Here is a 21,798-nt window from a genome sequence, read left to right on the forward strand (position 1 = left end):
GTTACGCTGCCTTTCCGTTCTTTCCGTTCCGCGCGTGGGCGGCCTTGGTGCGCGCCTGCAGGTCGCGCAGGGTCTTCAATTCGAGCTCGCTCGGCGCCGGCGTCGTCTCCAGCCGTTCGGCGAAGGAAACCTTCCAGCCGCAGCTCTTCTGAACGTCCTCTCGCGTCACGCCGGGATGCAGTGACATGACCATGAACTCCTTGGTCTCCGGATGCGGTCTCCAGACCGCCAGATCGGTGATGAGCAGCGTCGGCCCCGCCGTGTCGATGCCCAGCCGCTTGCGATGATCGCCGCCCTCGCCATGTCCGAACGAAGTATAGAAATCGATCTTCTCGACCATGCCGCGCAACGACTGCTTCATGGTGACATAGACCTCTCGCGAGGACGTCGCGATCTCCGGTGCGCCACCCCCGCCGGGCAGGCGCGTCTTGGGCTTGGCATAGTCGCCGATCACCGTCGTGTTGATGTTGCCGAACTTGTCGAGCTGCGCCGCGCCGAGGAAGCCGATCGTGATCCGCCCGCCCTGCAGCCAATAACGGAACATCTCCGGCACCGGGACCGTGGTGAGCGCTGTGTCGCAGAGCTCGCCGTCGCCGATCGACAGCGGCAGCACGTCCGGCGCCGTGCCGATCGTGCCGGATTCGTAGATCAGCGTGATGTCGGGCGCGTGCGTGAGCCGCGCGATATTGCAGGCGGCCGACGGCGCGCCGATGCCGACGAAGCAGACGTCATCGTTCCTGAGCGCCCGCGAGGCAGCGATCGTCATCATCTCGTCGGGAGTGAAATCGAGCGCGCTCATGCCGCGATCCTCAGGCCTTCGACGCGCGCTGCAAAAGCGTCCGGCGACGAATTGAGCACGTTCTCCTCCATCCATTTGCGGAAACGGTCGCGATCGGCGGCGATGTCGTCCCATTCGAGATAGGCGGCATTGTCGCGCTCGTAATAGCCATGAGCGTAAGACGGATGGGAGCCGCCCGGCACGACCGCGATGGCTGTAACCGTCCAGTGCGGCAGCACGGTGAGGTTGGGGTGCAGCTCGTCGAAATCGTCGACCACCTCCTCGACCGTGACGACGGCTCTTTTCGCGGCGAGCACCGCCTCTTTCTGGATGCCGATGATGCCTTCGACAAGCACGTTGCCCTTTCGATCGGCCTTCTGGGCGTGGATGAAGGTGACGTCCGGCCGGATTGCCGGCACGGCCGCCAGGCGCTCGCCGGTGAACGGGCATTCGATGGATTTGATGTTCGGATTGACCTTGGCGAGCTCGGCGCCGCGATAACCTCGGAAAATCGCGCAAGGCAGGCCGGCCGCACCGGCCTCATAGGCGTTCGCCATGGCTGCGTGGCTGTGCTCCTCGATCTCCAGCGGCTGCGGCCAGCCATTCTCGACCGCGTCGCGCAACCTCCTCAACAGTCCGACCCCCGGATTGCCGGCATAGGAGAAGATAACCTTCTTCACCATGCCCATGCCGATCATCTGATCGTAGACAAGGTCGGGCGTCATGCGGATGAGGGTCAGCTCCTTCCGACCCTGCCGGATCGTCTCATGCACCGCGGCAGTCGGAATGAGATGCGTGAACCCTTCGAAGGCCACACTGTCGCCATCCCTCAGATTTTCCGCAACCGCATCGGCAATGCTCAGGAATTTTGCCACCACGCTTCCTCGAAAAAGTTCGTATTGCGAACGTTTGTTTTGTATGCGATACAGGATGAGATATTTGCCGGGCGGTGTCAATCGTCCGACGGCAACGCTCGGCCTTGCTGTAAATCCAGATTGTGAGGGTTTTTGCCCTACGTTGCCCCCCTCTGTCCTGCCGGACATCTCCCCCACAAGGGGGGAGATCGGCAGTCATCGAGGATTTCGCCAATCTCCAACGTCGTGGATTGGCGAAACCAAAGCGGCCGTCCAATCTCCCCCCTTGTGGGGGAGATGTCCGGCAGGACAGAGGGGGGCGCGACAGGGCGCGGTCGCATCAATTCGCGCGACAAAGATCCGCGATGACCGAGCAGCCGCCCCGCGACCTCGTCGGCTCCCTCGCCAAGGGCCTCGACGTCATGGCGATCCTCGCTACCCGTCCGGCCGGCATGACGCTGACCGAGATGGCGCAAGAGGCGGGGCTCACACGGGCCGGCGCGCGCCGCTTCCTGCTAACTCTCGTTGCCAGCGGCTACGCCGCGCAGGACGGCCGACGCTTCGCGCTAACCCCGCGGCTCCTCGGGCTCGCCCGTCAATGGCTCGACGGCAGTTCGCTCTGGGGCTTTGCCGAGCCGCATATGCGCAAGGTCGCGGTAGCGCTGAAGGAATCCTGCTCCGCGGCGGTGCTTTCCGATCAGGATGTGGTCTATGTCGCGCGCGTGCCGGGCGAGCGCATCATGAGCGTTGCGCTCCATGTCGGCACGCGGCTCCCGGCCTACTGCACCTCGATGGGGCGCGTCCTGTTGTCGGAGCTGCCGGAGCCGCAACTGAGGCAATTCCTCGCTGACGCCCAGATCCGCAAGCTCACGCAGAACACCGCGACCGACCGTGAGCGGCTCTTCGACATCATCCGCGATGTCGCCGTCGATGGCTATGCGCTCGTCGACGAGGAACTGGAGATCGGGCTGCGCTCGATCGCAGTGCCGATCCGCGATCGTTCGGCAAGGATCGTCGCAGCCGTCAACGTGTCGACCCAGCCAAGCCGGTTCACAGTTGCCGCAATGAAGCGCGAAATCCTGCCGCTGCTGCAGCGGGCGGCAGGGGACATCGAGTCCTTCTTCGCGGTCTGACCACGTTCAGGCGTTCGTGGGTCAGGACTGCTCGGCCGGCGTTGCAACGGCCGCAGATGATGCCGGCTGCCGCGACCGTCCGTAATACACGGTTGCCGCCGCGACCACGGCGCCGACGGCCAATATCGAGATGCCCAACAATGGCCGGTAATAGAACCACGCGACGGCGATTGTGATGGTGCTGACTACGACCGCAAGGAGGAAGGCGATGAGGCCGGTTCCCATCCTGACGATGCTGCCCAGCAGGGGTACGACGTCAGCGAGCACGGCGACCGGGCTGAGCAACAGGCCGAAGCCGATCGCGAGCAGAATGAGACCAACGCCGCGGATGATCCAGGTGAGCACCTTGTTGGCGCTCTCGGCGTCCTTGAACATCTGGCTGGCCGGCACATCGCCGCGATCGACCATCAGCAGCTGGTCGCCTGCCGTGGTCTGGTAAGGCGCAAATTGCGAGCCGCGCTGCTGGCCGACCACGGAGATCGTGTCGAGTGGCACGACCTCGTAGCTGATGCGGTAGTCGCCGACGACCGCGGAGGACGGGTTCCAGCCGAGAAAGATTCCGCCGTCGATGAGGGAGAGCTTTTTGGAGCCGGCATAGGCGGCACGAATCTTGTTCTGCTGGCCGGGTTTCAGCGAAAGCACCTCTGTGCCGCCGATCTGGTCGAGCACAGTTCTGTCCAGAGTAAAGGCGCCGAGCCGCGCCTCGGGCACCTGGAAGGAGCGGCCCTGGATCTCCATTGACGGGTTTTCGTGCTCGTCGGGTTGCTTGAAGGAGCTTGAATCGATCGGACGATCCACCCAGCCTTGCGAGTAAGTGTAGGTGGTGACAGTTTCTTCGCCGCCCCCGAGCTTCTTCTTCGTCTCGGATTTCGCGTTCTCCGTCCACTGAAACATCTCGACATGGCGCACGAGGCGAATGCCCTTGGCGCTCACGCCGAAATCGGAATCGCTCGGTGTTAAATCCGACGTCACCGGACCGCTGACATGGACGAGCTTGCCCTCGTTGGCCACATCGACCGCGTCGGCGCCGACGGAGACAACAGCGCCGGCGCCTTCGGTCAGCGAGCGTGCGGTCTGCACGGCCCGGCCTTCGTTCCAGAACAGCAGGACCACCATGCCGATGATCAGCGCGATGCCGATGAGGGCCCCGCCGAACGAATTGCGGATACGGCCGAACCATGAGGTAGACGTGGTTTCAGTGAAGGTGCTGCTCATGCCTGCCCCCGAACAGGCGAGCCCGGCAGCAAGTGCGCCCATCAGATCCCGCCACAACCGTCACCTATCAGGCTTTTTTGACGGCGATGCAATCGGTCACGGGACTCTTCCGCCAGGGTGGCCCTGGGCCGCGCATGTGTGCCTGGTCAGCGCGGATCGCGCGGGGCGGGGAGCCGAGAGGCATCACGTTGTGGTGAAGGGCGTAACAGAGCCATGCCTCAGGCGAATTTTCGAGGTGCGGCCACGCATTGCGGACGGTCGAGATCAACGGGAGCAGAACAATGCGCAATTTCACCAGGAATGTCCTTTCCGTCGCCGCAATCTCGACCGCGGCAATGACGTCCTACGCCGCCCCGTCATTTGCCGAGGACGCCACGAACTCCGGCATGATGTCGTCCCATTCTACAATGTCGGCCCAACCGATGAAGGCCGATCCCATGGCCACCAACACCATGGCGGCTGCGCCGATGGCGCATCAGAAGATGAAGTCCGACTGCAACAACAATGCGGGGATGGAAAAGGATGCCATGAAAAAGGAGGCAATGCTGGCGGACTGCAACGCGATGATCGGTGACGCCATGAAGTCCGGACAGATGGCGCCGAAGCAGTAGTCCTTCAATTGTTCGCGAGCTGGCCGTCGCAGGGCGACTTGCACTTCATGCGGCGGCCGCTCCGATGCATAGTCCGGAATAAGACAGTGGATGGAGCAGTTTCATGACCTCTTCGCGTTCACTTCGTTCGCCATTTGCCTGGTTGGCCGGCGCAGCCCTGGTTGCCGCCCTGGCCTTTGCCGCATGGCAGCGGCCTGCCGTCGCCGCCGAGGACGCGGTCGTCATCCCGCCGCCGGTGCTGGACGAGAAGCCCGTTGCGGGTGTCGAAAAGGCGGTCTTCGCCGGCGGCTGCTTCTGGGGCGTGCAGGGTGTCTTCCAGCACGTCAAGGGCGTGACGAATGCAGTCTCGGGCTATTCGGGCGGGGACAAGGATACGGCCCACTACGAGATGGTCGGAACCAGCACGACCGGTCACGCCGAGTCGGTCGAGGTCACGTATGACCCGTCGGAGGTGACATACGGCCAGCTGCTGCACGTCTTCTTCTCGGTCGCCCATAACCCGACCGAGCTCAACTACCAGGGGCCGGACCAGGGCACGCAATATCGCTCGGCGATCTTCTTCGCGAATGACGAGCAGAAGAAGGTGGCTGAGGGTTATATCGCCCAGCTCGGCAAGGCAAAGCTGTTCCCCGAGCCGATCGTCACGACCCTGGAGCCGTTTAAGGGCTTTTACCCGGCCGAGGACTATCACCAGGACTTCCTGACGCTCAATCCGACCTATCCCTACATTGTCTATAACGACCTGCCGAAGATCGAGAATTTGAAGCGCCTTTTTCCCGCCCTTTATCGCGAGAAGCCGGTTCTGGTTGCTGAAGCGAAGAGCTGATCGCGGGCAGCATTGCCGCAGGAAACCCTGGCGAGGGCGGAGCGGCCCTCGCTGGGGCGCCTGCGCAGAAATTGCCGGCCGTTGATGCGCCCGCAGGTTGCAGGAGCCGACCATGCGGTTGCGATACAGCTAGCTGTCGCTCCATCTCTCGATTTGCGATGGACTCTTTGGCTTCCAGCCTGAGCGCAAAATTCGAGCAACGCGCCGTCGATTCCCCGGCGAAGCTGCGAATATCTGTCGGTGCAACGGCGGTCGGCCGTGCCATGACTTAGAAGCAACGGATCGCCCGGCCAAAAAAATCATGCGCAATCAGTGGCTTGCGAATGAGCGGCAAGGCGCGCTCCCGTGCGCGTGGCTGCAGGTACGGGAGTTTGCCTCGGTTCAGGTCGCATCGAGCGTCGAACCGCTGACCTGGGCGGCGTCCGGCATTCAAGCAATCGGCTTTACCCTCCCGTAACCCAATCGTCGCAAATGCGTCCACAACCTGAAATCACAGGTGAACCTCGTCGCCCGGTTGTGCTTTGAAGTGCGCCCTGCATTGCCGGACTGCTCGGCGTATCACTCATGGCCCCGGGGTAGACATGCCGCTAAGAGGAATTTTCCGCGCATTGAACATGCGCGTGGATCACGCTATCGGCGCCGACCGGCTCAAGCCCGGAATGCGCGCGCAGCTCCTTTTCGAGCAGATCGAAGGTGTTGGGCAGATGACGCCTGTTATCTCTGCCGGTGCCTTCGCCGTGTCGCTGCTCATCTTGTTCATGACCTTCGGTTCGCCGGGCTTCCCGTCGGTGCTTGTATGGGGAGCTGCGCTCTATTTCGGCCTTTTCGTGGCGGTGCGCGGCTGGCTGCGAGTACGGCAGCCCGTATGGAGGAAGACGACCTCGCCCCCCAGGGCCGTGCGCAAAGTCCTGATCAATGCGGCCTTGATGGGCGTGATCTGGGGGACGCTGCCGATCATCGTGTTGCCGGCCGACGATTCGCTGATCACTGCGACAATCGCGATCGTGCTTGCCGGCGTGCTTTGCGCGACGAGCTTTGCGCTGCTCATCCTGCCGCAGGCGGCACTCGTTTTCAGTTTCCCGCTCCTGGCCGGCTCGTTCCTGGCTTTCATTTGCTTCGCTGACCCGGCTCAATGTCTCCCGCTGGCGGCCGTGCTCGCCGTCTACACGCTGGTGCTCGGCTTTGTCTGCATCCGTTATGCGCGCAACCTCGTCGACCATCTGGTGAGCGAAGCGAAGATCCGCGAGCAGAAGGACATCATCAGCCTGCTCCTGAAGGAGTTCGAAGAGAATTCGAGCGACTGGCTCTGGGAGTTCGATCGCAGCGAGCGCTTCCAGCGCGTGTCGGACCGCTTCTCCGCCGCAGCATGCCTCCCCAAGGAACAGCTGGTTGGCCTCGATTTTAACGATTTCCTGCGTTTGATGGTCGAAGAGGGCGATCCCGTGCTGGACGAGCTGAAGCAGGATATCGCGCGCCACCAGACCTTCAGCGGCGTCGAGCTGCGTGTGTCCATCGACGGCATCGAGCGCTTCTGGCGCCTGACCGGAAAGCCTATCGTCGATGAGTTCGGTGCATATGCAGGCTATATCGGCACCGCCTCGGACGTGACGGCCGAAAAGAATTCCGAGCGGCGCATCAACTTCCTTGCCCACAACGACGCACTGACCGGCCTCCTCAACCGCGCCAAGTTCACCGAGCATCTGAAGCTGTCGATTGCCCGGCTGGAGCGGTATGGTTCGCCTTTCTCGGTCCTTTATCTCGACCTCGATCAGTTCAAGGCCGTCAACGACAGCCGGGGCCATCTGATCGGCGACAAGCTGCTCGTGAAGGCGAGCAAGAGAATCAGGACGGTGCTGCGCGAGGTCGACATCGCAGCGCGCCTCGGCGGCGACGAGTTCGCCATCATCCTCAACAACAGCGGCGACGCCTCCGAAACCGCCGCGCTGGCGCGCCGCCTCGTCGAGACGATCAGCCGGCCCTACCAGTTCGACGACGAGATCGTGTCTATCGGCGTCAGCATAGGCATTGCCGTTGCGCCGCTGAACGGGACGCGGGCCGACCAGATCCTGCGCAACGCCGATCTCGCGCTCTACCGGGCCAAGGCCGAAGGCCGCTGCACCTTTCGCTTCTTCGAATCGCAGATGGATTCGGAGATGCGCGCACGCCGCATGCTCGAGCTCGAGTTGCGCCAGGCCTTGAAGGAGCAGGAGTTCGTCCTCCATTACCAGCCGCTGGTCGCGGCCGAGAACAACAAGCCAACCGGCTTCGAGGCGCTAGTCCGCTGGAATCATCCGGTGCGCGGTCTCGTATCGGCCGCGGAGTTCATCCCGATCGCCGAGCAGAGCGGTCTCATAAAGCAGATCGGCGACTGGACAATTCGCGAAGCCTGCCACGCCGCTGCGCGCTGGCCCGAAGACCTGACGGTTGCGGTCAATCTGTCGGCCAGGCATTTCCAGATGTCCGACATCGTCGCGGTCGTCCGCGACGCGCTCGATGCCTCGAAGCTCGCGCCACACCGGCTCGAGCTGGAAGTCACCGAAAGCCTGCTGATCGAACATCCGGATGTGGTCGAGAGGCTGGCGGAGATCAAGGCGCTCGGCGCCACCATAGCCTTGGACGACTTCGGCACCGGCTATTCGAGCCTGCTTCACCTCCTCAAGTTCCCCTTCGACAAGCTCAAGATCGACAAATCCTTCGTCACAGCCTCCACCGACGACGCGGTCGCGCGCGACGTTCTGAAGGCGATCGCCGCGCTCGGCAAAACATTGAAGATCGGCATCACCGCCGAGGGCGTGGAGACTGAGCAGCAGGTCGATTTCCTGCGCGGCATCGCCTGCACCGACCTGCAGGGATTCTATTTTGCCAAGCCCCTCAACGAACTCGAGCTTGCGCGCTATTTCCTTGCACAATTCGACAAGGTGATCAGCAGGGACAAGAATGCGCTGCCCGAGGTCGCCGCCTAGCACCGGGATACTACCGCCTCGCCGGCTGGATGCCGAGCCGCAGGCTAGCGTCGGCGGACAAGCGTCCCCTGACGAGGCTCCGAGCCCCGTTCTGCCGCTTTCATTGACACGAGGGCCACCTTTTCTGCTATTGCGCCGAGCGGAGACCCCAAGACAGCCGTGACCGCATGACCAATGTCGTCCTCACCGGATTAGCCCGCGACCTTGCACGCCGTGCCGACGAAGGCCGGCCGGTGCGAATCGGCGTCATCGGCTCCGGCGAGATGGGCACCGACCTCGTTACCCAGGGGCGGCTGATGAAAGGCGTCGAGATTGCGGCCATATCGACGCGGCGGCCGCATACCGCCCGCGAGGCGGTCACCATCGCTTACGGCGACGACGCGCGCGCGATCGAGGCCGACACACCGTCCCGGCTTACGGCAGCGATCGAGGCGGGCAAGATTGCCATCACCTCCAACGAGCTGCTCGTCACCAATCCTTTGATCGACGTGGTCATCGACGCCACCGGCAAGCCCGGCGTCGCCGCCGATTTCGACCTGATGGCGATGGAGCACGGCAAGCACCTCGTCATGATGAATGTCGAGGCCGACGTGACCATCGGCGCTTTCCTGAAGAAGGAGGCCGACCGGCTGGGCGTCGTCTACTCGGTTGGGGCCGGCGACGAGCCGTCCTCCTGCATGGAACTGATCGAGTTCGCCGCTGCGCTCGGCTACACGATCGTCTCGGCTGGCAAGGGCAAGAACAACCCGTTGAACCACGATGCCGTTCCCGACGACTATCGCGAGGAGGCCGCGCGCCGGAACATGAACCCGCGCATGCTGGTCGAATTCGTCGATGGGTCCAAGACCATGGTCGAGATGGCGGCGATCGCCAACGCCACCGGCCTCGTGCCCGACGTCCCCGGCATGCATGGCCCGAAAGCCGACCGGGACGAGCTATGCAAGGTGCTCATCCCGCGCGAGGACGGCGGCGTTCTCTCCCGGAAAGGCGTGGTCGACTACACGATCGGGAAGGGCGTTGCGCCCGGCGTCTTCGTCGTGGTCGAGGCCACCCATCCCCGCGTCATCGAGCGCATGGACGATCTTCATGTCGGCAAGGGACCGTACTACAGCTTCTTCCGGCCCTATCACCTGACCTCGCTCGAGGTGCCGCTGACGGCCGCCCGTATCATGCTCTACGGCAAGCCGGACATGGTGCCGCTGCCAACTCCCGTCGCCGAGGTCTGCGCCGTCGCCAAGCGCGATCTCGCTGCGGGGGAGGCCTTCGACGCCATCGGCGAGACCTGCTACCGCTCATGGACGATGCTGGCTGCGGAAGCGCGCGACAAGGCTGCCGTTCCCGTCGGCCTGCTCGAGGGCGGCAAGGTCGTCAGGCCGGTTCGGAAGGGCGAGCTTCTCACCTACCACAACGCTTCTCCCGACCCGACTACGAGACTATTCGCGCTCCGCCAGCGCCAGGACCAGATGCTCTACGGAGCAGCTGCGGGCTGAGCCTGTTTTCGTTCGCGCGCAGGCGACGACGCGTTAGCATAGATCACGCACTCGTCTATGATGGGCTCGCACAGCGCATTGCGGCGGCGCGGCAGGTCGTTGTCGCCAGCATACTCGACCTGGGCGACCCGACCCCCGCTGAAGCGGACCTGCATGTTGCAGTAGCCGCCGGGAGCAACTGTCACGGAGCCTCCGGGCACAGGCAGCACGCCCAAATCGACACGCGGCAGAGCGAGGCTTACGCCGCCGCGATTGATGGTGCGCTCATAGGTCCAGATCTGGCCTGACTCGATGTCGACCGTGCGCGACGGAAAGCCGGCGCACATTCTCACGTCCGTCTCGCTCATGCCGACAAGCGCAGTCCGCGCCGCTGCGACCGTCGTATCTTCCCGGCTCTCGACACTGCAGGAGGATGCAGATGCAAGGCCGGCCAGCAGTGGGAAAAGGTAAGGGAATGGGACACGGCAAGAAGTCATTGCAATTCCGCGAACCGCATTCAGGCCAAGCCTGCAAGCGGTCCGTATTTTGGCTGATTTCACCCCGATTCGATCTGCTCTGCCGAGCAGAAAAGCCGGTCGGGTTGTCTCCCCGAACCTGGCAGTACCAGAATGAAAATCTGGCTTCGATGTTCCTGATTTCAACCCTTGGCTGAAGCTTGCAGCTCGTGGCTGGCCATCAAACAGCGGTCCCACCTTGGCAGGCCGGCGAAACGCTCCACGAGGGTGTCGATCAGGATCCGCACCTTGCCGGGAACGTATGAGCCCGGCGGGCGCACGGCATAGACCCCATATTCGAGCGTCGGATAGTCGGAGAGCAGCGGCTCGAGAGCACCGCTTTCGATCGCATCCGATGCAATGAAGGTCGGCACCTCGGCAATGCCCAGCCCTGCGATCGCCCATTGCATGATGGCTTCGCCGCTGTCGGAGCGCAGGCGCCCATTGGGCCGCACCGAAATGGTGCGCTTGCCCGAGCGAAACTGCCAGTCGGAGGCAATGCCGCCGGTATAGATCAGGCAGTCATGCCCCATGAGATCCCCCGGCGCAGACGGCCTTCCCTTCCGGCCAAGGTAATCAGGGCTTGCGATCACCACCGAGCGGACGGGAGCGATCCGCCGGGCGACAAGGCTGGAATCTCTGAGACGGCCAATACGGACCGCCACATCGAAGCGCTCCGCGATGAGATCCACAAGGCGGTCGCTGTAGGACACGTCGAGCTCCAGTCGCGGATGATGCTTCGCCAGTTCCGCCAGCACGGGCGCGATGTGGCGCACGCCGAAGGAAAGCGGCACCGATAGGCGGAGCCGTCCGGCAACTTCGCCTGCCTGCTGGGCGACCGCCTCGCGTGCTTCGTCGAATTCGGCGAGGATGCGCTCGCTGCGCAGCTTGAACTCCAGCCCGGCTTCCGTCGGGCTGATGCCGCGCGTGGTCCTGCTGAGCAGGCGAGTGCCGAGCTCGGACTCCATGCGGGCGATCCGTCGGCTGACGATCGATTTGGAAACGCCAAGCCGCTTGGCGGCTCTATTGAAGCCGCCGCTTTCGACGACTTCCACGAAGCTTCTGAGATCCTCCAGCTCGCTCACGAAAGGTGTTCCTCCTGAAGCAACAGTCTGGTGTCTACGGCGGGCATTCTGTCGCCTTCCGTGCACCACTAACTGTTTGGCATCGCAATGGATAGCCTCTAGGAGGGTTCAGCAATGTCCACCGCTCTCGTTCTCACCAGCAGCGCGCTCGGTGATGTATCCGTTTCCAATCAGCTCGTGCAGAAGGCCGTCGACGAATTGCGCTGGCAGAATCCGGCCTTGACGGTCACCACGCGCGATCTCGGCAGCAATCCCGTTCCGCATTTGACCTTCCATTCCGCCGCCGCACTTCGCGGCGAGCCGGCAAATGACGAGCAGGCCGCCGCCCGCGCGCTTTCGGACGAACTCATCGCCGAGCTCAAGGCTGCGGATGTCGTCGTCATCGGCGCGCCCATGTATAATTTCGGTATCGCCTCCACCTTGAAGTCGTGGTTCGACCATGTGCTGCGGGCAGGGGTCACCTTCCGCTACACGGAAGCGGGACCCGAAGGCCTGCTCGCCGGCAAGCGCGCGATCGTGATCGTCACGCGCGGCGGCCTCTACAGCGAAGGTCCGGCCAGCGCGATGGATTCGCAGGAGCCGCATCTGAGGACGCTGCTCGGCTTCATCGGCATCACTGACGTCACCTTCGTCAGGGCTGAGAAGCTGGCCTTCGGCCCCGAGGCACGCGACCAGGCCATCGTCGCCGCGCATGCCCAGCTGAAGGACACCATCGCCGAGGCATATCTCGAAGCGGCATAAGCGTCGGCCGGAGGTGCCGTTATGAAACAGATTGGCAGCGGTGCGCAAACGGCGGGCCGCTGCCGGTCCGTCGTGGGACTCGCCTTCTGGAGTACCCCTCATCCGTCTCGGCGCTGCGCGCCGATCCACCTTGCACAAGGGGGCGAAGGGGGAGCTTGGCATTTAGCACGCCGCTGATGTCGAACGTCGGAGATTGGCAGAGACGCATGTGCAGCGCTCCCCCTTCTCCCCTTGTGACCCCTTGTGGGAGAAGGTGGCGCGAAGCGGTCGGATGAGGGGTCCTCCAGTAGGCGATCGAAATCCCGCTTTGGCCTACGCCGCGGGCTGAACCGTCACCGCAACTCCTCTCCGCAGCGAATTGGCGACCGTGCTGATCGCCTCCGCCCTCTCGATGACCCATTGCGGGTCGGAGCCGTCGAGTGTCTCGCAGGAGACCTTCATGGTCGCGGCTGTCGCCAGGAGCGGACTGCCCTCGAGGTCCAGCACGACACTGACGGCGATCCTTCCCAGTCCGACGCCCATTTCATGGGCCACATAGCGCAGGTCGTTGCAGAAGCATCCGCCGATCGCCAGCGCAAGGAGCTGGCCGCCATTGAAGCCGAGCCCTTGTCCGCCAGCCTTTCCTTCGGGCCGGTCGACGACGATCGTGTGTCCTCCGGCCCACCCCATCGCCGCTTCCGTGCCTTCGACGTTGCGCAGCTCGACTGTGATGGACGCCATGCTGACCCCCTTTGTCCCAGGATTGGCGAGCTATTTGCCCAGTTCGATCGACCTCAGCCTTGCCGCCTCCACCGCCTCGGTGACCAGCTTCGTCATTCGGTCCTCGCTCATCAGCACATCGAGAGCCGCTGCGGTGGTGCCCTTCGGGCTCGTCACCTGCTGGCGAAGCACGGCGGGATCCTCCCGGCTTTCGGCTGCGAGGGAGGCGGCGCCGTAGACGGTCTGCATGGCGAGCAGCTTCGCAGTCTCAGTTGGCAGACCTGCAGTTTCGGCGGCGGCGGTGAGCGCCTCGATGAAGTGGAACACATAGGCCGGCCCCGAACCCGAGACGGCTGTGACCGCATCCATCAGCGTCTCGTCATCGACCGTCGCGACCTCTCCGCACGTCGCCAGCAGTTCGGCGACGAATTCCTTCGCCTGCCGCTTCACTTTGTCGTTCGAGACGACCACCATCATGCCCTTGCCGATCGCCGCCGGCGTGTTGGGCATGCAGCGCATGACAGCTGCCGAGCTCCCGAGAAGTTCCTCGAAGACAGCGATGCCGGTTCCGGCGGCGATGCTGAGGAAGGTCGTGCCGCTCTTGTTGAAGCGGCGGTAGCCGGGGACGACATCCCGCATCACCTGCGGTTTGACCGCGAAGATCACCAGCTCGGGGGAAATGCCGGACGGGATTTCGGCGGCGTCGGCAGCGGTGCGGGCACCGAGCTTGCTCGCTCTTTCCCTGAGCTCGGCATTCGGTTCGACGACGAAGCTCTCGCCCGCCATCAGCTTTTCGGATTTGAGCCAGCCCGACAGCATGGCGTAGCCCATGTTTCCGCAACCTACGAGAATGACCATGACAGACATATCCGACCTCTGTTTGGGTCGGCATAGCCCTTCCGCTGCCCGCGCGAAAGCCCTGGGGCGATACATAGCTCGGCCGCTGTTGGCATAATATGCCATCGCATTATATGATGGTCTCCGACGGGGAGAGCTCAGATGCCCACACGCAATGTTGTCCTGACGGACCACCATGAGGAGGTGATCGAGCAGCTGGTGACTTCCGGCCGTTACCAGAACGCCAGCGAAGTGCTGCGCGAAGGCCTCCGTCTGGTAGAGCAGCGCGAGGCGCGGGAGGAGGCTAGGCTCGCCGCGCTCAAAGAGGCGGCCCGGATCGGTCTTTTGAATATCGACGAAGGCCGGTTTCAGCACATTAGCGACGACCGGCTTGAAGAGTTCGTCGCAGAGTTGGGGCGGCAGGCGAGTGCCCGCGCCAGAAACGGCCGCCACTGACACGTGACTGCCTATCGGCTATCCGCGGCTGCACAGGAAGACATCGTCGAACTGCTCGCATACACCGACGCAACTCACGGCGAAACTGCGCGGCAGCGCTATGAACGGCTCCTCGTCACGGCTTTGCGCGACATCGCAGCCGATCCTCAGCGGATCGGAAGCCTTGCCAGGCCAGAGTTCGGTGAGTACGTCCGCAGTTATCACCCGCGGTATAGCCGTGAGCGCGCCAGAACAGAACACGGGATCGTGCTCAAGCCCCGCCATCTCCTGCTTTATCGCGTCGCTCGCATCAGTGCTATCGGCGTCGGCAGGGTGCTGCACGATGGCATGGAGCTCGAGCGGCATGCGCCATCCGAATACGGAGATGAGTGATCTTTCTACTGGCCAGGCATTGGAAACCGCGCCGTCATTCTCAGCCCGAGCGCCCCGAAGACAAGGAAAAGCCAGACGGGGTCCGCACGGCGCAGAAAGAAGGTCTCCAAGAAGCCGTTCAGCGAGATGAACAGCGTCACCATCATGAAGAGATCGCCGAGATAGACGTTCTCCCTGTAGAGCGGGACGCGCATGTAGTCGCGGATCGGCACGAGCATGAATGTGATGGCTGCGACCACCGTTGCCGGCAAACCCATGGAAAGGGCGATGTCGAGATAGCTGTCATGGCCATGCACGATGCCGCGAATATCCCAAGCGTCGTCGAACCACAGCGGACGGTCCTGCACGAGCGGCGTTCCCCAGATGCTCTGGAAACCATACCCCAGCCAAGGTCGCTGGGCGATCATCTCGCCGGCGAAGGCCCAGAGCGTGGTGCGGCCGGTATAGTCGAGCCCCGGGGCCAGCTCGTTGGCAAGCTCCTTCAGCGGCTCGATGAAGACGATGCCGAGCGTCGCCAGCGCAGTGACGATGAGCGTGGCCGCGACCAGGATCGGCGTCAAAAGCCGCATGCCGATCAGGCTTGGCATCATCACGAACAGGATCGCGAGCGGTACCAGCCCGGCCGTCGTCTTCGAGCCGGTGTTGAACACGAACACCATGGCAGCGACAAAGAGCAGCCCTCCGGCTCGCGTCCAGCCGCGACGCCAGAGATAGAGACCGCCGAAGCTGAGGCAGGCCATCACCGGGCCGGCAACGTTCTTGTGGCTGAAAATGCCGCGCCAGAGGCCTGCATGTTCTGATTCCACCTCGAAGGCCGTGTGCATGGCCTGGTTGGGGAGCGCGACGAGCCCGAAATAGGACAGTCCGACGACGGTGAAGCCGCCGATCGCGATCACATAGGAGAAGGACTCGGCATCGCGCGGCAGGCTGATCACTGCCGCCATGCTGATGATGCCCATCAGCGTGAAAATCGCGGCGCGCGTCCCAGCTGCCGGATCGGTGGCGTTGACCACCGAGAGGAAGAAGAAGCCGAGCAGCAGCAGCCACCACGGGCTGAGCAGCGCCGCAAGCTTGCGGCGATCGACATAACAGAGCAGCGAAAAGATCGCGAGCAGCCCGAGCGAGAGGAAGCCGACCTGATTGACGATGTCGCCGCCGGCGGCCGGATCCGCGTCCTGGCTCTCCAGCGCTCCGGTCGGCTGGAACGGGCGGAACGATACCAGCATCACGGTGAAGAGCAGCGAGGCGATGATCGTGGCGATCCGCCGCTCGCTGAACCCGGCGCCGACCGCGCCGCGCTCAGTTCTTCTCAGGCTCTCTGTACTGCTCATTGGCATAGCCGAATTCAGCAAGCACTCTGCCGAGCGCGACATAGATCGGGTAACTCGCGATGGAGCGGGAGCCGGTCTTGCCGAGCCGCCCAAGCGCCCTGAGCGGCGAAGCGGCGAGCAGCGCAATGCTTTTGGCAAAGACCCGCAGACGACCGAAGGGATCGGCGGCGCGCCTGTTCCTTTCCACCAGCGTCGAGATCACGCCGTTACGCAGGCTCCGCGAGCGAATCCAGTCGGCTTCGAGCCGGCGGGCCGGCACAGCCTCGTAGACCGGCGCTTCGGCGCACCAGGCGAGGCGGAAGCCTTTCTGTGCCGCGCGGCTCAGGAAATCGGAATCGCCGCCGCCCATGAAGTTGAAAGCAAGGTCGAGGAAGGGCGATCCCATCGCCGTCAGCACCTGCCGGCCGATCAGCAGGTTGCCGGAAGAATAGAGGGCCGGTACCGGCCCGCTCTGCCGGTAGGGCGGCGCGAAGACTGGATGGCTGGCGCGTCCCAGGTCGCCGCTTGCGGGAAAGACCGGAATTTGCGGACCGCCGACGATATCGGCCGAATACGCCTTCGCGGCACTGCACATCCGCTCGAGCCAGTCGGGATCGGCAATCTCGTCGTCGTCGATGACCGCCAGATGCGAGAAGCCGGGGAAAGCCGCCAGCGCGGTTTCCCAGCCGGCATTGTAGGCGCTGCAGTTGCCGCGCTCATGGGCGACGATGACGAGACCCTGCATGGCGCCGCTCTCGAAGAGCGGCCCTGCAGCCGCCGCGCCCTCACGTTGATCCGCCTCGTTCTCGATCACGATGACGGCGAAGCTTCGTTTCGTCCGCTGCTTCTGCAACGAGGCCAGCGTGTCGAAGAGTTGCTTCGGGCGCCGGAAGGTAGGCACCGTCACGGCCACCTCGATCGCTTCCGCCCTCAACTCTGGCGAGCGAGCTACAGTCGAAATCCTGGCCTGGTTATGAACGGGGATCATGCGCCGCCTGCGTTTCGCCGATAAGACGCGGCTTCGATAAAGGATTCCTTAAACACCTTGCATTTCTACGGCTTGGCGGTGTCCCGGACCGCGCATTTACGCCATCTGCTTAATTAAGGCTTCACCTGAGCGCTGTTATCGAATTGCGGCAGGACTAGTGGAATGCATCTGGTTTTTGCCACATCGATCGTGCCGCACGGCGCGCCCGCGACCGGCTACGAGATCGCCAACGCCGCGATCATCGACGCATTGCGTCGCGCCGGCGTGCGCGTCACGGTGCTGGGCTTCACCTGGCCCGGGAAGGTTGCGGCCGATCCCGCCAACACCGTGGTGCTCGGCGCGGTCGACGTGCGCACCGACAGCGCCTCTGCCTTGCAGAAGCTCGTCTGGTCGGGCCGCTCGATGGTCGAAGGTCTGACATTCTCGTCCGTCAAGGTCCGCGTCATAAGCCCGGATGAGGTCCGTGCCGCCTTGCAGACGATCGAGCCCTTCGACGGCTATGTCCTGAACTCGGTGCAGTTTGCGGGCGCGTTCGAGGCCGTCTTCGACGGCAGGCCGTCGATCTTCGTTGCGCACAATGTCGAACACCTTTCGGCCGAAGAAAACGCCGCAGCCGCGCGCAGCTTGCTCCAGAAATGTCTCTACCGCCGCGAGGCCCGCCTGCTGGAAGATTTGGAGCGCCGGCTCTGCGGCAAGGCAGCCTTCGTCTTTACGCTCGCCGACGAGGACCGCGCCGCGCTCGGCGTCGCCGCTCCGGGCAGGTCGGCTCCCCTCCCGCTGGTGACGCCGGCCTCGAGCTATCCGGCGCCGGCAAACCGGTCTCCCAGATATGATGCGACGCTGATCGGAACCTGGACCTGGCAGCCGAACCGCATCGGTCTCGACTGGTTCCTCGAAGAGGTGTCGCCGCATTTGCCGAAGAATTTCCGCGTCGCCATCGCTGGCAACATGCCTTCCGACATCCGCGCCCCGCATCCAGGCGTCACCTTCGTTGGCCGTGTCCCCGACGCGATCGAGTTCGTGCTTGGCGGCCGGGTCGTGCCGCTGATCAGCCGCGCCGGCAGCGGCGTGCAATTGAAAACGATCGAAACTTTCGAGCTCGGGCTGCCCTCGGTCGCCACCTCGCGCTCGCTGAGGGGGATCGGCATGATTCCTGCCAACTGCACCGTCGCCGACGATCCGATCGAATTCGCCCGGTCACTGCTGCGGGCGGCCGGAAGTGCCGGCGACGTCGACCCGACGGGTTTTCGTCACGAGCAGCGCATGGCGCTCGACCGCCGGATCCGTCTCGGCCTTGCCGCGCTGCGTCACGAGGATGAGAGGATGTGCGCATGAACATGCACGCCGTCCGCCAGATGCCGGGCGTGCCTTCCTCGAAGGAGATCCTCGGTATCCAGGTCGCGAATATCGATCTCGCGACTGCCATCCGGCTGCTGCGCGGCTTCGTCGTCGAGAAACGCTTTACCAAGATCTGCTTCCTCAATGCCCACAATGCCAATGTCGCCTGCTCTGATCCGGAATTTACCGAGGCCTTGCGTGACTTCCTGGTTCTTGCCGATGGCATCGGCGTCGATATCGCAGCCAAGCTGCTCTATGGCGAGCCTTTCCCTGAGAATCTCAACGGCACCGACTTCATTCCGGCGCTGCTCGCCGCTGAGCCGCGCCCGCTGACGATCGCGCTGCTCGGCGCCAAGCGTGCCAATGCCGAGGCCGCGGCGGCCAGGTTCAGCGCGTTCGCCCCGCGTCACCGATTCGTGGTGATCCATGACGGCTATTTCAGCCCCGAGCAGGAGCCGTCGATCCTCGATCGCATCGAGGCGCTGCGGCCCGATATCCTGCTGGTCGCCATAGGCGTGCCGCGCCAGGAATTGTGGATCGCCAAGAACATCACGTCACGCCACTGCACGCTGCCCATGGCGGTCGGCGCGCTGCTCGATTTCGTCAGCGGCGCGGTTCCGCGCGCGCCGAAATGGATGCGTCAGCTTCGCCTCGAATGGGTCTTCCGGCTGCTTCTCGAGCCGAGCCGGCTCTGGCGGCGTTATGTTCTCGGCAACCCGGTCTTCCTGGCGCGTGTGGTCCGCCAAAAGCTCTCCCCGCGCGCAGTCGGGGAAAGCCAGCCTTGAGCAGCCGTTTCGCTCCCGACACGGCGGCTCCCCCCGCGCCTCGATCGAGCGGCATCGAAGCGACGGCTGCAATCGTCACGGCGAGCTATGCCCCCGATTTCGAACGCTGCCGGCTGCTCTGCGAAACCATCGACCGCTTCGTCACCGGCGCCTCACACCACTACATCCTTGTCGAGGCTCGCGACCTGGCGCTGTTTCGCCAGCTCGAGACGCGGACACGCACCGTCGTCAGCGAGCGCGATCTGCTGCCGCGATGGCTGCGCCCCTATGACGACCCGCTCAGCCTGTTCCGCCGCCGCATCTGGCTGAGCCTCAAGACGCAGCCCTTGCGCGGCTGGCACGTGCAGCAGCTGCGACGGATCGCAATCGCCGCCCACACCAGCGAGGCGATGCTGATCTATTGCGATTCAGACATCGCCTTCCTGAAGCCCTTCGATTGCAAATTGTTCTGGCGGGACGGGCTGGTTCGGCTCTTCCGGCGCGACGATGGCGTCGCCGAAGCGCGGAGCAATCACAAAGCCTGGTCGCGCAACGCCGGCAGCGCGCTCGGCATCGCTCAGCCCGCCATCTCGCCGCATGATTACATCGCGACCCTGATTTCCTGGCGTCGCGACGCGATCCTGGCCATGTGCAGCCATATCGAGAAATTGCATTCCAGGCATTGGGTCGAGGTCATTGCCTCCGAACGGCAATTCTCCGAATGCATGATCTATGGCCGCTATGTCGACGAGGTGATCGGCAGCGCCGGCCATTTCCACGGCGCCGAGGAATTCTGCCGGGTGCAATGGTTCCCGTCCGAGTATTCCAACTCCGACGCCGAGGTGCAGGCCTTGATCACCGAGGTGACCCCCGAGCAGGTGGCGATCGGCATGCAATCCTTCATCGGCACGGATATTGCGCGAATACGCCGGCTGCTCGGCGCTTAATTTAGGGGTGAAAGCCTGAGGGTCCCCACTCGTTTGGAACGGCAGAATAGCAACCACAAACGAAGGTCGCTTGCTCCAGGGCAATTCACGGCCATACCTAATGCAGACGTCGCCTGGTCTTTCTAGAACGGCCGCTGGGCGCCGCTAATCGGCCTTGGAGCCAGATTCGCCCTTTCACGAAAGCAGATATTGCGGGCCATGAGTCGCCATCGAGCGCATGCCGTGGAATGACCGGCATGGTGAAGTGGCAGGTTATGGAGTGTGACGCGGACATCTGTCCGATGCCTGCTTTGGACGAAGCTGTCTGAAAGGAGCAGTGTTATTCCGCATTCTAAGGGATTCCGGGTAGCGGCTTACTCCGATTGGGCTGTGCCCATTTCGATCCTGCAAGTGTATAAGCGAACCATCGGGGGCATCCACTTACACACCATCCGTAATTAAGAGTCCAAATTGACGTGCGTGATCTACGGCTAGATTTGTTTCGCGGATTAGGATTGTGTATGGTTGCCGTCGATCATATCGGACGCGACCCCATAAGTAAATTTACTTACCAAGGGTTAGGTTTTTCCGACGCTGCCGAAGTCTTTGTGTTCATATCCGGCATCGCGTGCGCTTTTGCTTACACATCTTTGCTCCATAAGAAAGGGTGGCGCCACTTGATATACGCTCTCGGCGCGCGTTCTGCCCGAATTTACGTTTATTATTCCCTGTCCAGCGTGGCAATGATTCTCATTGTAAGTGCGGCTGCAACTGTTTGGGGCCACAATATCCAGATCAACGACTACGTCGGCGTGATGAAGAATACCGACCCTATCGCGGCGATGTGGCTGGCTCTCTCTCTGATTTCGCCGTCAGACCTATCCGACATCCTCGTTTTCTATATTGTGATGACTCTCATCGGCGTGCCGATGTTTCTTGTGGGGCTTCGACGTGACGCGACTCTTACACTGGTTGCAAGCGCGTTGGTTTGGGCGTTCTCACAAAAATTCTTCGGGTCTTTGCTTTCCCTGGGAGACTATTGGGCTCTCAATCCTTTCGCCTGGCAGTTCCTGTTCGGGATCGGAATGTTTGTCGGAGTGAAACGGAAATCGCCGTTGCACGATTGGCAATGGTCGCTCGTGCCAATCGCGTGGACAGTTGTCTCGGTTGCTCTTGTTTACAAAGGCATTATGCGCGTTTCGCATCATTTGGGCATCGAAGCCGATTGGCTGGCTATATCACCATCGACGCTGATCGAAATGAAAACGAATTTGTCAGCCCTCCGGCTGATCCACTTTCTCAGTGTGGCATTGCTGGTGACAAGATACCTCGATCCGACAAGTGGGTTGCTGCGACGCCCTGTGCTTGCTCCAATTATTAATATGGGCACTCGTTCGTTGGAAGTTTATTCGATAACTGTCGTTCTCAGTTTGTCCGCTCATATTATTGTGAATATTTATCATCCACATACTATTGATAAGATACTGATTGATTGTGTAATTTTTGCGATAATGTTATTAACTATGATGGCTTGCGGGTCCAGAACACATCGGCCTTTATGGCATCATTGATGTGCATTCAAGTTTTGTGTGGCGTTGTTCCAACAGCAGGCTGGGCCTGCGCCTCCATGCTTGCGTATTTTGGTTGAAAGAACAAAGTCGGCTCTTTCATCCCAGAAATAGATCGCATTTCGCGAAACTTCGAATTTCGCCGCCCGGTTGGCGCTTGCGGCGATCGGCGCGTAAGTGCTGACGCTGGCACCCCGATGTCCGCTTTGCGTGTTCATCCCGACCTAGTCGACCGTGAACTATTGCGATTTCACGTTGATACGAGGCGAAGCTGAGTGCTGAAGGCAGCCAGCATCAGGCACAGCAAAAGACTGAGCCAGCGGATGAGGCGGCGGAAGTTGTAGCCGGCG

The 21,798-nt window shown here is 62.6% G+C and carries 21 protein-coding genes; 12 read left to right on the forward strand and 9 right to left on the reverse strand.

Annotated features, from left to right (window positions below):
- Position 1: 1 nt before the first annotated feature.
- Entirely contained in the window at positions 2-799 is a 798-nt protein-coding gene (locus tag SAZ10_RS28815) for a CoA-transferase subunit beta (protein WP_318612896.1), read from the reverse strand.
- Positions 796-1,653 carry a CoA transferase subunit A gene (locus SAZ10_RS28820; RefSeq protein ID WP_318612897.1) on the reverse strand — a complete coding sequence of 286 codons (858 nt, stop codon included), beginning with the start codon at positions 1,651-1,653 and terminating at the stop codon, positions 796-798. The genes SAZ10_RS28815 and SAZ10_RS28820 overlap by 4 nt, the downstream gene beginning before the upstream one ends.
- Before the next feature lie 344 nt (positions 1,654-1,997).
- On the opposite strand from SAZ10_RS28820, the gene SAZ10_RS28825 reads away from it, so the two are divergent.
- Positions 1,998-2,765: an IclR family transcriptional regulator C-terminal domain-containing protein gene (locus SAZ10_RS28825; protein ID WP_318612898.1), complete on the forward strand. Its 768-nt coding sequence runs from the start codon at positions 1,998-2,000 to the stop codon at positions 2,763-2,765.
- A gap of 21 nt (positions 2,766-2,786) precedes the next feature.
- Here the strand turns inward: SAZ10_RS28825 and SAZ10_RS28830 are convergent, their stop codons facing one another.
- Positions 2,787-4,022 carry a TMEM43 family protein gene (locus tag SAZ10_RS28830; protein ID WP_318612899.1) on the reverse strand — a complete coding sequence of 412 codons (1,236 nt, stop codon included), beginning with the start codon at positions 4,020-4,022 and terminating at the stop codon, positions 2,787-2,789.
- Between the two features lie 239 nt (positions 4,023-4,261).
- Between SAZ10_RS28830 and SAZ10_RS28835 the strand changes: the two genes are divergently transcribed.
- From SAZ10_RS28835 to SAZ10_RS28850, 4 genes are all read left to right on the forward strand, one after another.
- Entirely contained in the window at positions 4,262-4,591 is a 330-nt protein-coding gene (locus SAZ10_RS28835; protein WP_318612900.1) for a hypothetical protein, read from the forward strand.
- A 103-nt stretch (positions 4,592-4,694) separates the two neighbouring features.
- Positions 4,695-5,417 (forward strand): peptide-methionine (S)-S-oxide reductase MsrA, encoded by a 723-nt coding sequence (gene msrA / locus SAZ10_RS28840; protein WP_318612901.1) that lies wholly within the window; start codon positions 4,695-4,697, stop codon positions 5,415-5,417.
- 614 nt (positions 5,418-6,031) lie between these two features.
- Positions 6,032-8,380, forward strand: a complete 2,349-nt coding sequence (locus SAZ10_RS28845) for a putative bifunctional diguanylate cyclase/phosphodiesterase (protein WP_318612921.1) — start codon at positions 6,032-6,034, stop codon at positions 8,378-8,380.
- A gap of 167 nt (positions 8,381-8,547) precedes the next feature.
- A complete protein-coding gene (locus SAZ10_RS28850) occupies positions 8,548-9,870 on the forward strand; it encodes an NAD(P)H-dependent oxidoreductase (RefSeq protein WP_318612902.1) in 1,323 nt (440 codons plus the stop codon).
- On the opposite strand, the gene SAZ10_RS28855 is transcribed toward SAZ10_RS28850, so the two are convergent.
- Both SAZ10_RS28855 and SAZ10_RS28860 read right to left on the reverse strand, forming a co-directional pair.
- Positions 9,849-10,346 carry a hypothetical protein gene (locus tag SAZ10_RS28855; protein WP_318612903.1) on the reverse strand — a complete coding sequence of 166 codons (498 nt, stop codon included), beginning with the start codon at positions 10,344-10,346 and terminating at the stop codon, positions 9,849-9,851. The genes SAZ10_RS28850 and SAZ10_RS28855 overlap by 22 nt on opposite strands.
- 161 nt (positions 10,347-10,507) lie before the next feature.
- Entirely contained in the window at positions 10,508-11,449 is a 942-nt protein-coding gene (locus tag SAZ10_RS28860; RefSeq protein WP_318612904.1) for a LysR family transcriptional regulator, read from the reverse strand.
- Positions 11,450-11,563: 114 nt separating this feature from the next.
- Here SAZ10_RS28860 and SAZ10_RS28865 point away from each other — a divergent pair, with 114 nt between their 5' ends.
- On the forward strand, positions 11,564-12,190 hold the full coding sequence (locus tag SAZ10_RS28865; protein WP_318612905.1) for an FMN-dependent NADH-azoreductase: 627 nt from the start codon (positions 11,564-11,566) through the stop codon (positions 12,188-12,190).
- Positions 12,191-12,502: 312 nt separating this feature from the next.
- Here the strand turns inward: SAZ10_RS28865 and SAZ10_RS28870 are convergent, their stop codons facing one another.
- Positions 12,503-12,910 (reverse strand): OsmC family protein, encoded by a 408-nt coding sequence (locus SAZ10_RS28870; protein WP_318612906.1) that lies wholly within the window; start codon positions 12,908-12,910, stop codon positions 12,503-12,505.
- Between the two features lie 30 nt (positions 12,911-12,940).
- Entirely contained in the window at positions 12,941-13,756 is an 816-nt protein-coding gene (gene proC, locus SAZ10_RS28875) for a pyrroline-5-carboxylate reductase (protein WP_318612907.1), read from the reverse strand.
- 132 nt (positions 13,757-13,888) lie between these two features.
- Between proC and SAZ10_RS28880 the strand changes: the two genes are divergently transcribed.
- The gene (locus tag SAZ10_RS28880; protein WP_318612908.1) at positions 13,889-14,182 is read left to right on the forward strand and encodes a type II toxin-antitoxin system ParD family antitoxin; all 294 of its coding nucleotides are present in this window, start codon (positions 13,889-13,891) and stop codon (positions 14,180-14,182) included.
- 3 nt (positions 14,183-14,185) lie between these two features.
- On the forward strand, positions 14,186-14,554 hold the full coding sequence (locus SAZ10_RS28885) for a type II toxin-antitoxin system RelE/ParE family toxin (RefSeq protein ID WP_318612909.1): 369 nt from the start codon (positions 14,186-14,188) through the stop codon (positions 14,552-14,554).
- A 5-nt stretch (positions 14,555-14,559) separates the two neighbouring features.
- On the opposite strand, the gene SAZ10_RS28890 is transcribed toward SAZ10_RS28885, so the two are convergent.
- Both SAZ10_RS28890 and SAZ10_RS28895 read right to left on the reverse strand, forming a co-directional pair.
- Complete coding sequence (locus SAZ10_RS28890) at positions 14,560-15,885, reverse strand: O-antigen ligase (protein ID WP_318612910.1); 1,326 nt, start codon at positions 15,883-15,885, stop codon at positions 14,560-14,562.
- On the reverse strand, positions 15,854-16,852 hold the full coding sequence (locus SAZ10_RS28895) for a glycosyltransferase family 2 protein (RefSeq protein ID WP_318612911.1): 999 nt from the start codon (positions 16,850-16,852) through the stop codon (positions 15,854-15,856). Before SAZ10_RS28895 ends, SAZ10_RS28890 begins: the two co-directional genes overlap by 32 nt.
- Before the next feature lie 162 nt (positions 16,853-17,014).
- Here SAZ10_RS28895 and SAZ10_RS28900 point away from each other — a divergent pair, with 162 nt between their 5' ends.
- From SAZ10_RS28900 to SAZ10_RS28915, 4 genes are all read left to right on the forward strand, one after another.
- Positions 17,015-18,187 carry a glycosyltransferase family 4 protein gene (locus tag SAZ10_RS28900; protein ID WP_318612912.1) on the forward strand — a complete coding sequence of 391 codons (1,173 nt, stop codon included), beginning with the start codon at positions 17,015-17,017 and terminating at the stop codon, positions 18,185-18,187.
- Entirely contained in the window at positions 18,184-18,975 is a 792-nt protein-coding gene (locus SAZ10_RS28905; RefSeq protein WP_318612913.1) for a WecB/TagA/CpsF family glycosyltransferase, read from the forward strand. Before SAZ10_RS28900 ends, SAZ10_RS28905 begins: the two co-directional genes overlap by 4 nt.
- Entirely contained in the window at positions 18,972-19,901 is a 930-nt protein-coding gene (locus SAZ10_RS28910) for a DUF6492 family protein (RefSeq protein WP_318612914.1), read from the forward strand. Before SAZ10_RS28905 ends, SAZ10_RS28910 begins: the two co-directional genes overlap by 4 nt.
- A 455-nt stretch (positions 19,902-20,356) precedes the next feature.
- Positions 20,357-21,451 carry an OpgC family protein gene (locus SAZ10_RS28915; RefSeq protein ID WP_318612915.1) on the forward strand — a complete coding sequence of 365 codons (1,095 nt, stop codon included), beginning with the start codon at positions 20,357-20,359 and terminating at the stop codon, positions 21,449-21,451.
- Positions 21,452-21,798 lie beyond the last annotated feature (347 nt).

The sequence above is a fragment of the Mesorhizobium sp. BAC0120 genome (assembly GCF_033542235.1).
Classification (GTDB): domain Bacteria; phylum Pseudomonadota; class Alphaproteobacteria; order Rhizobiales; family Rhizobiaceae; genus JAWRCU01.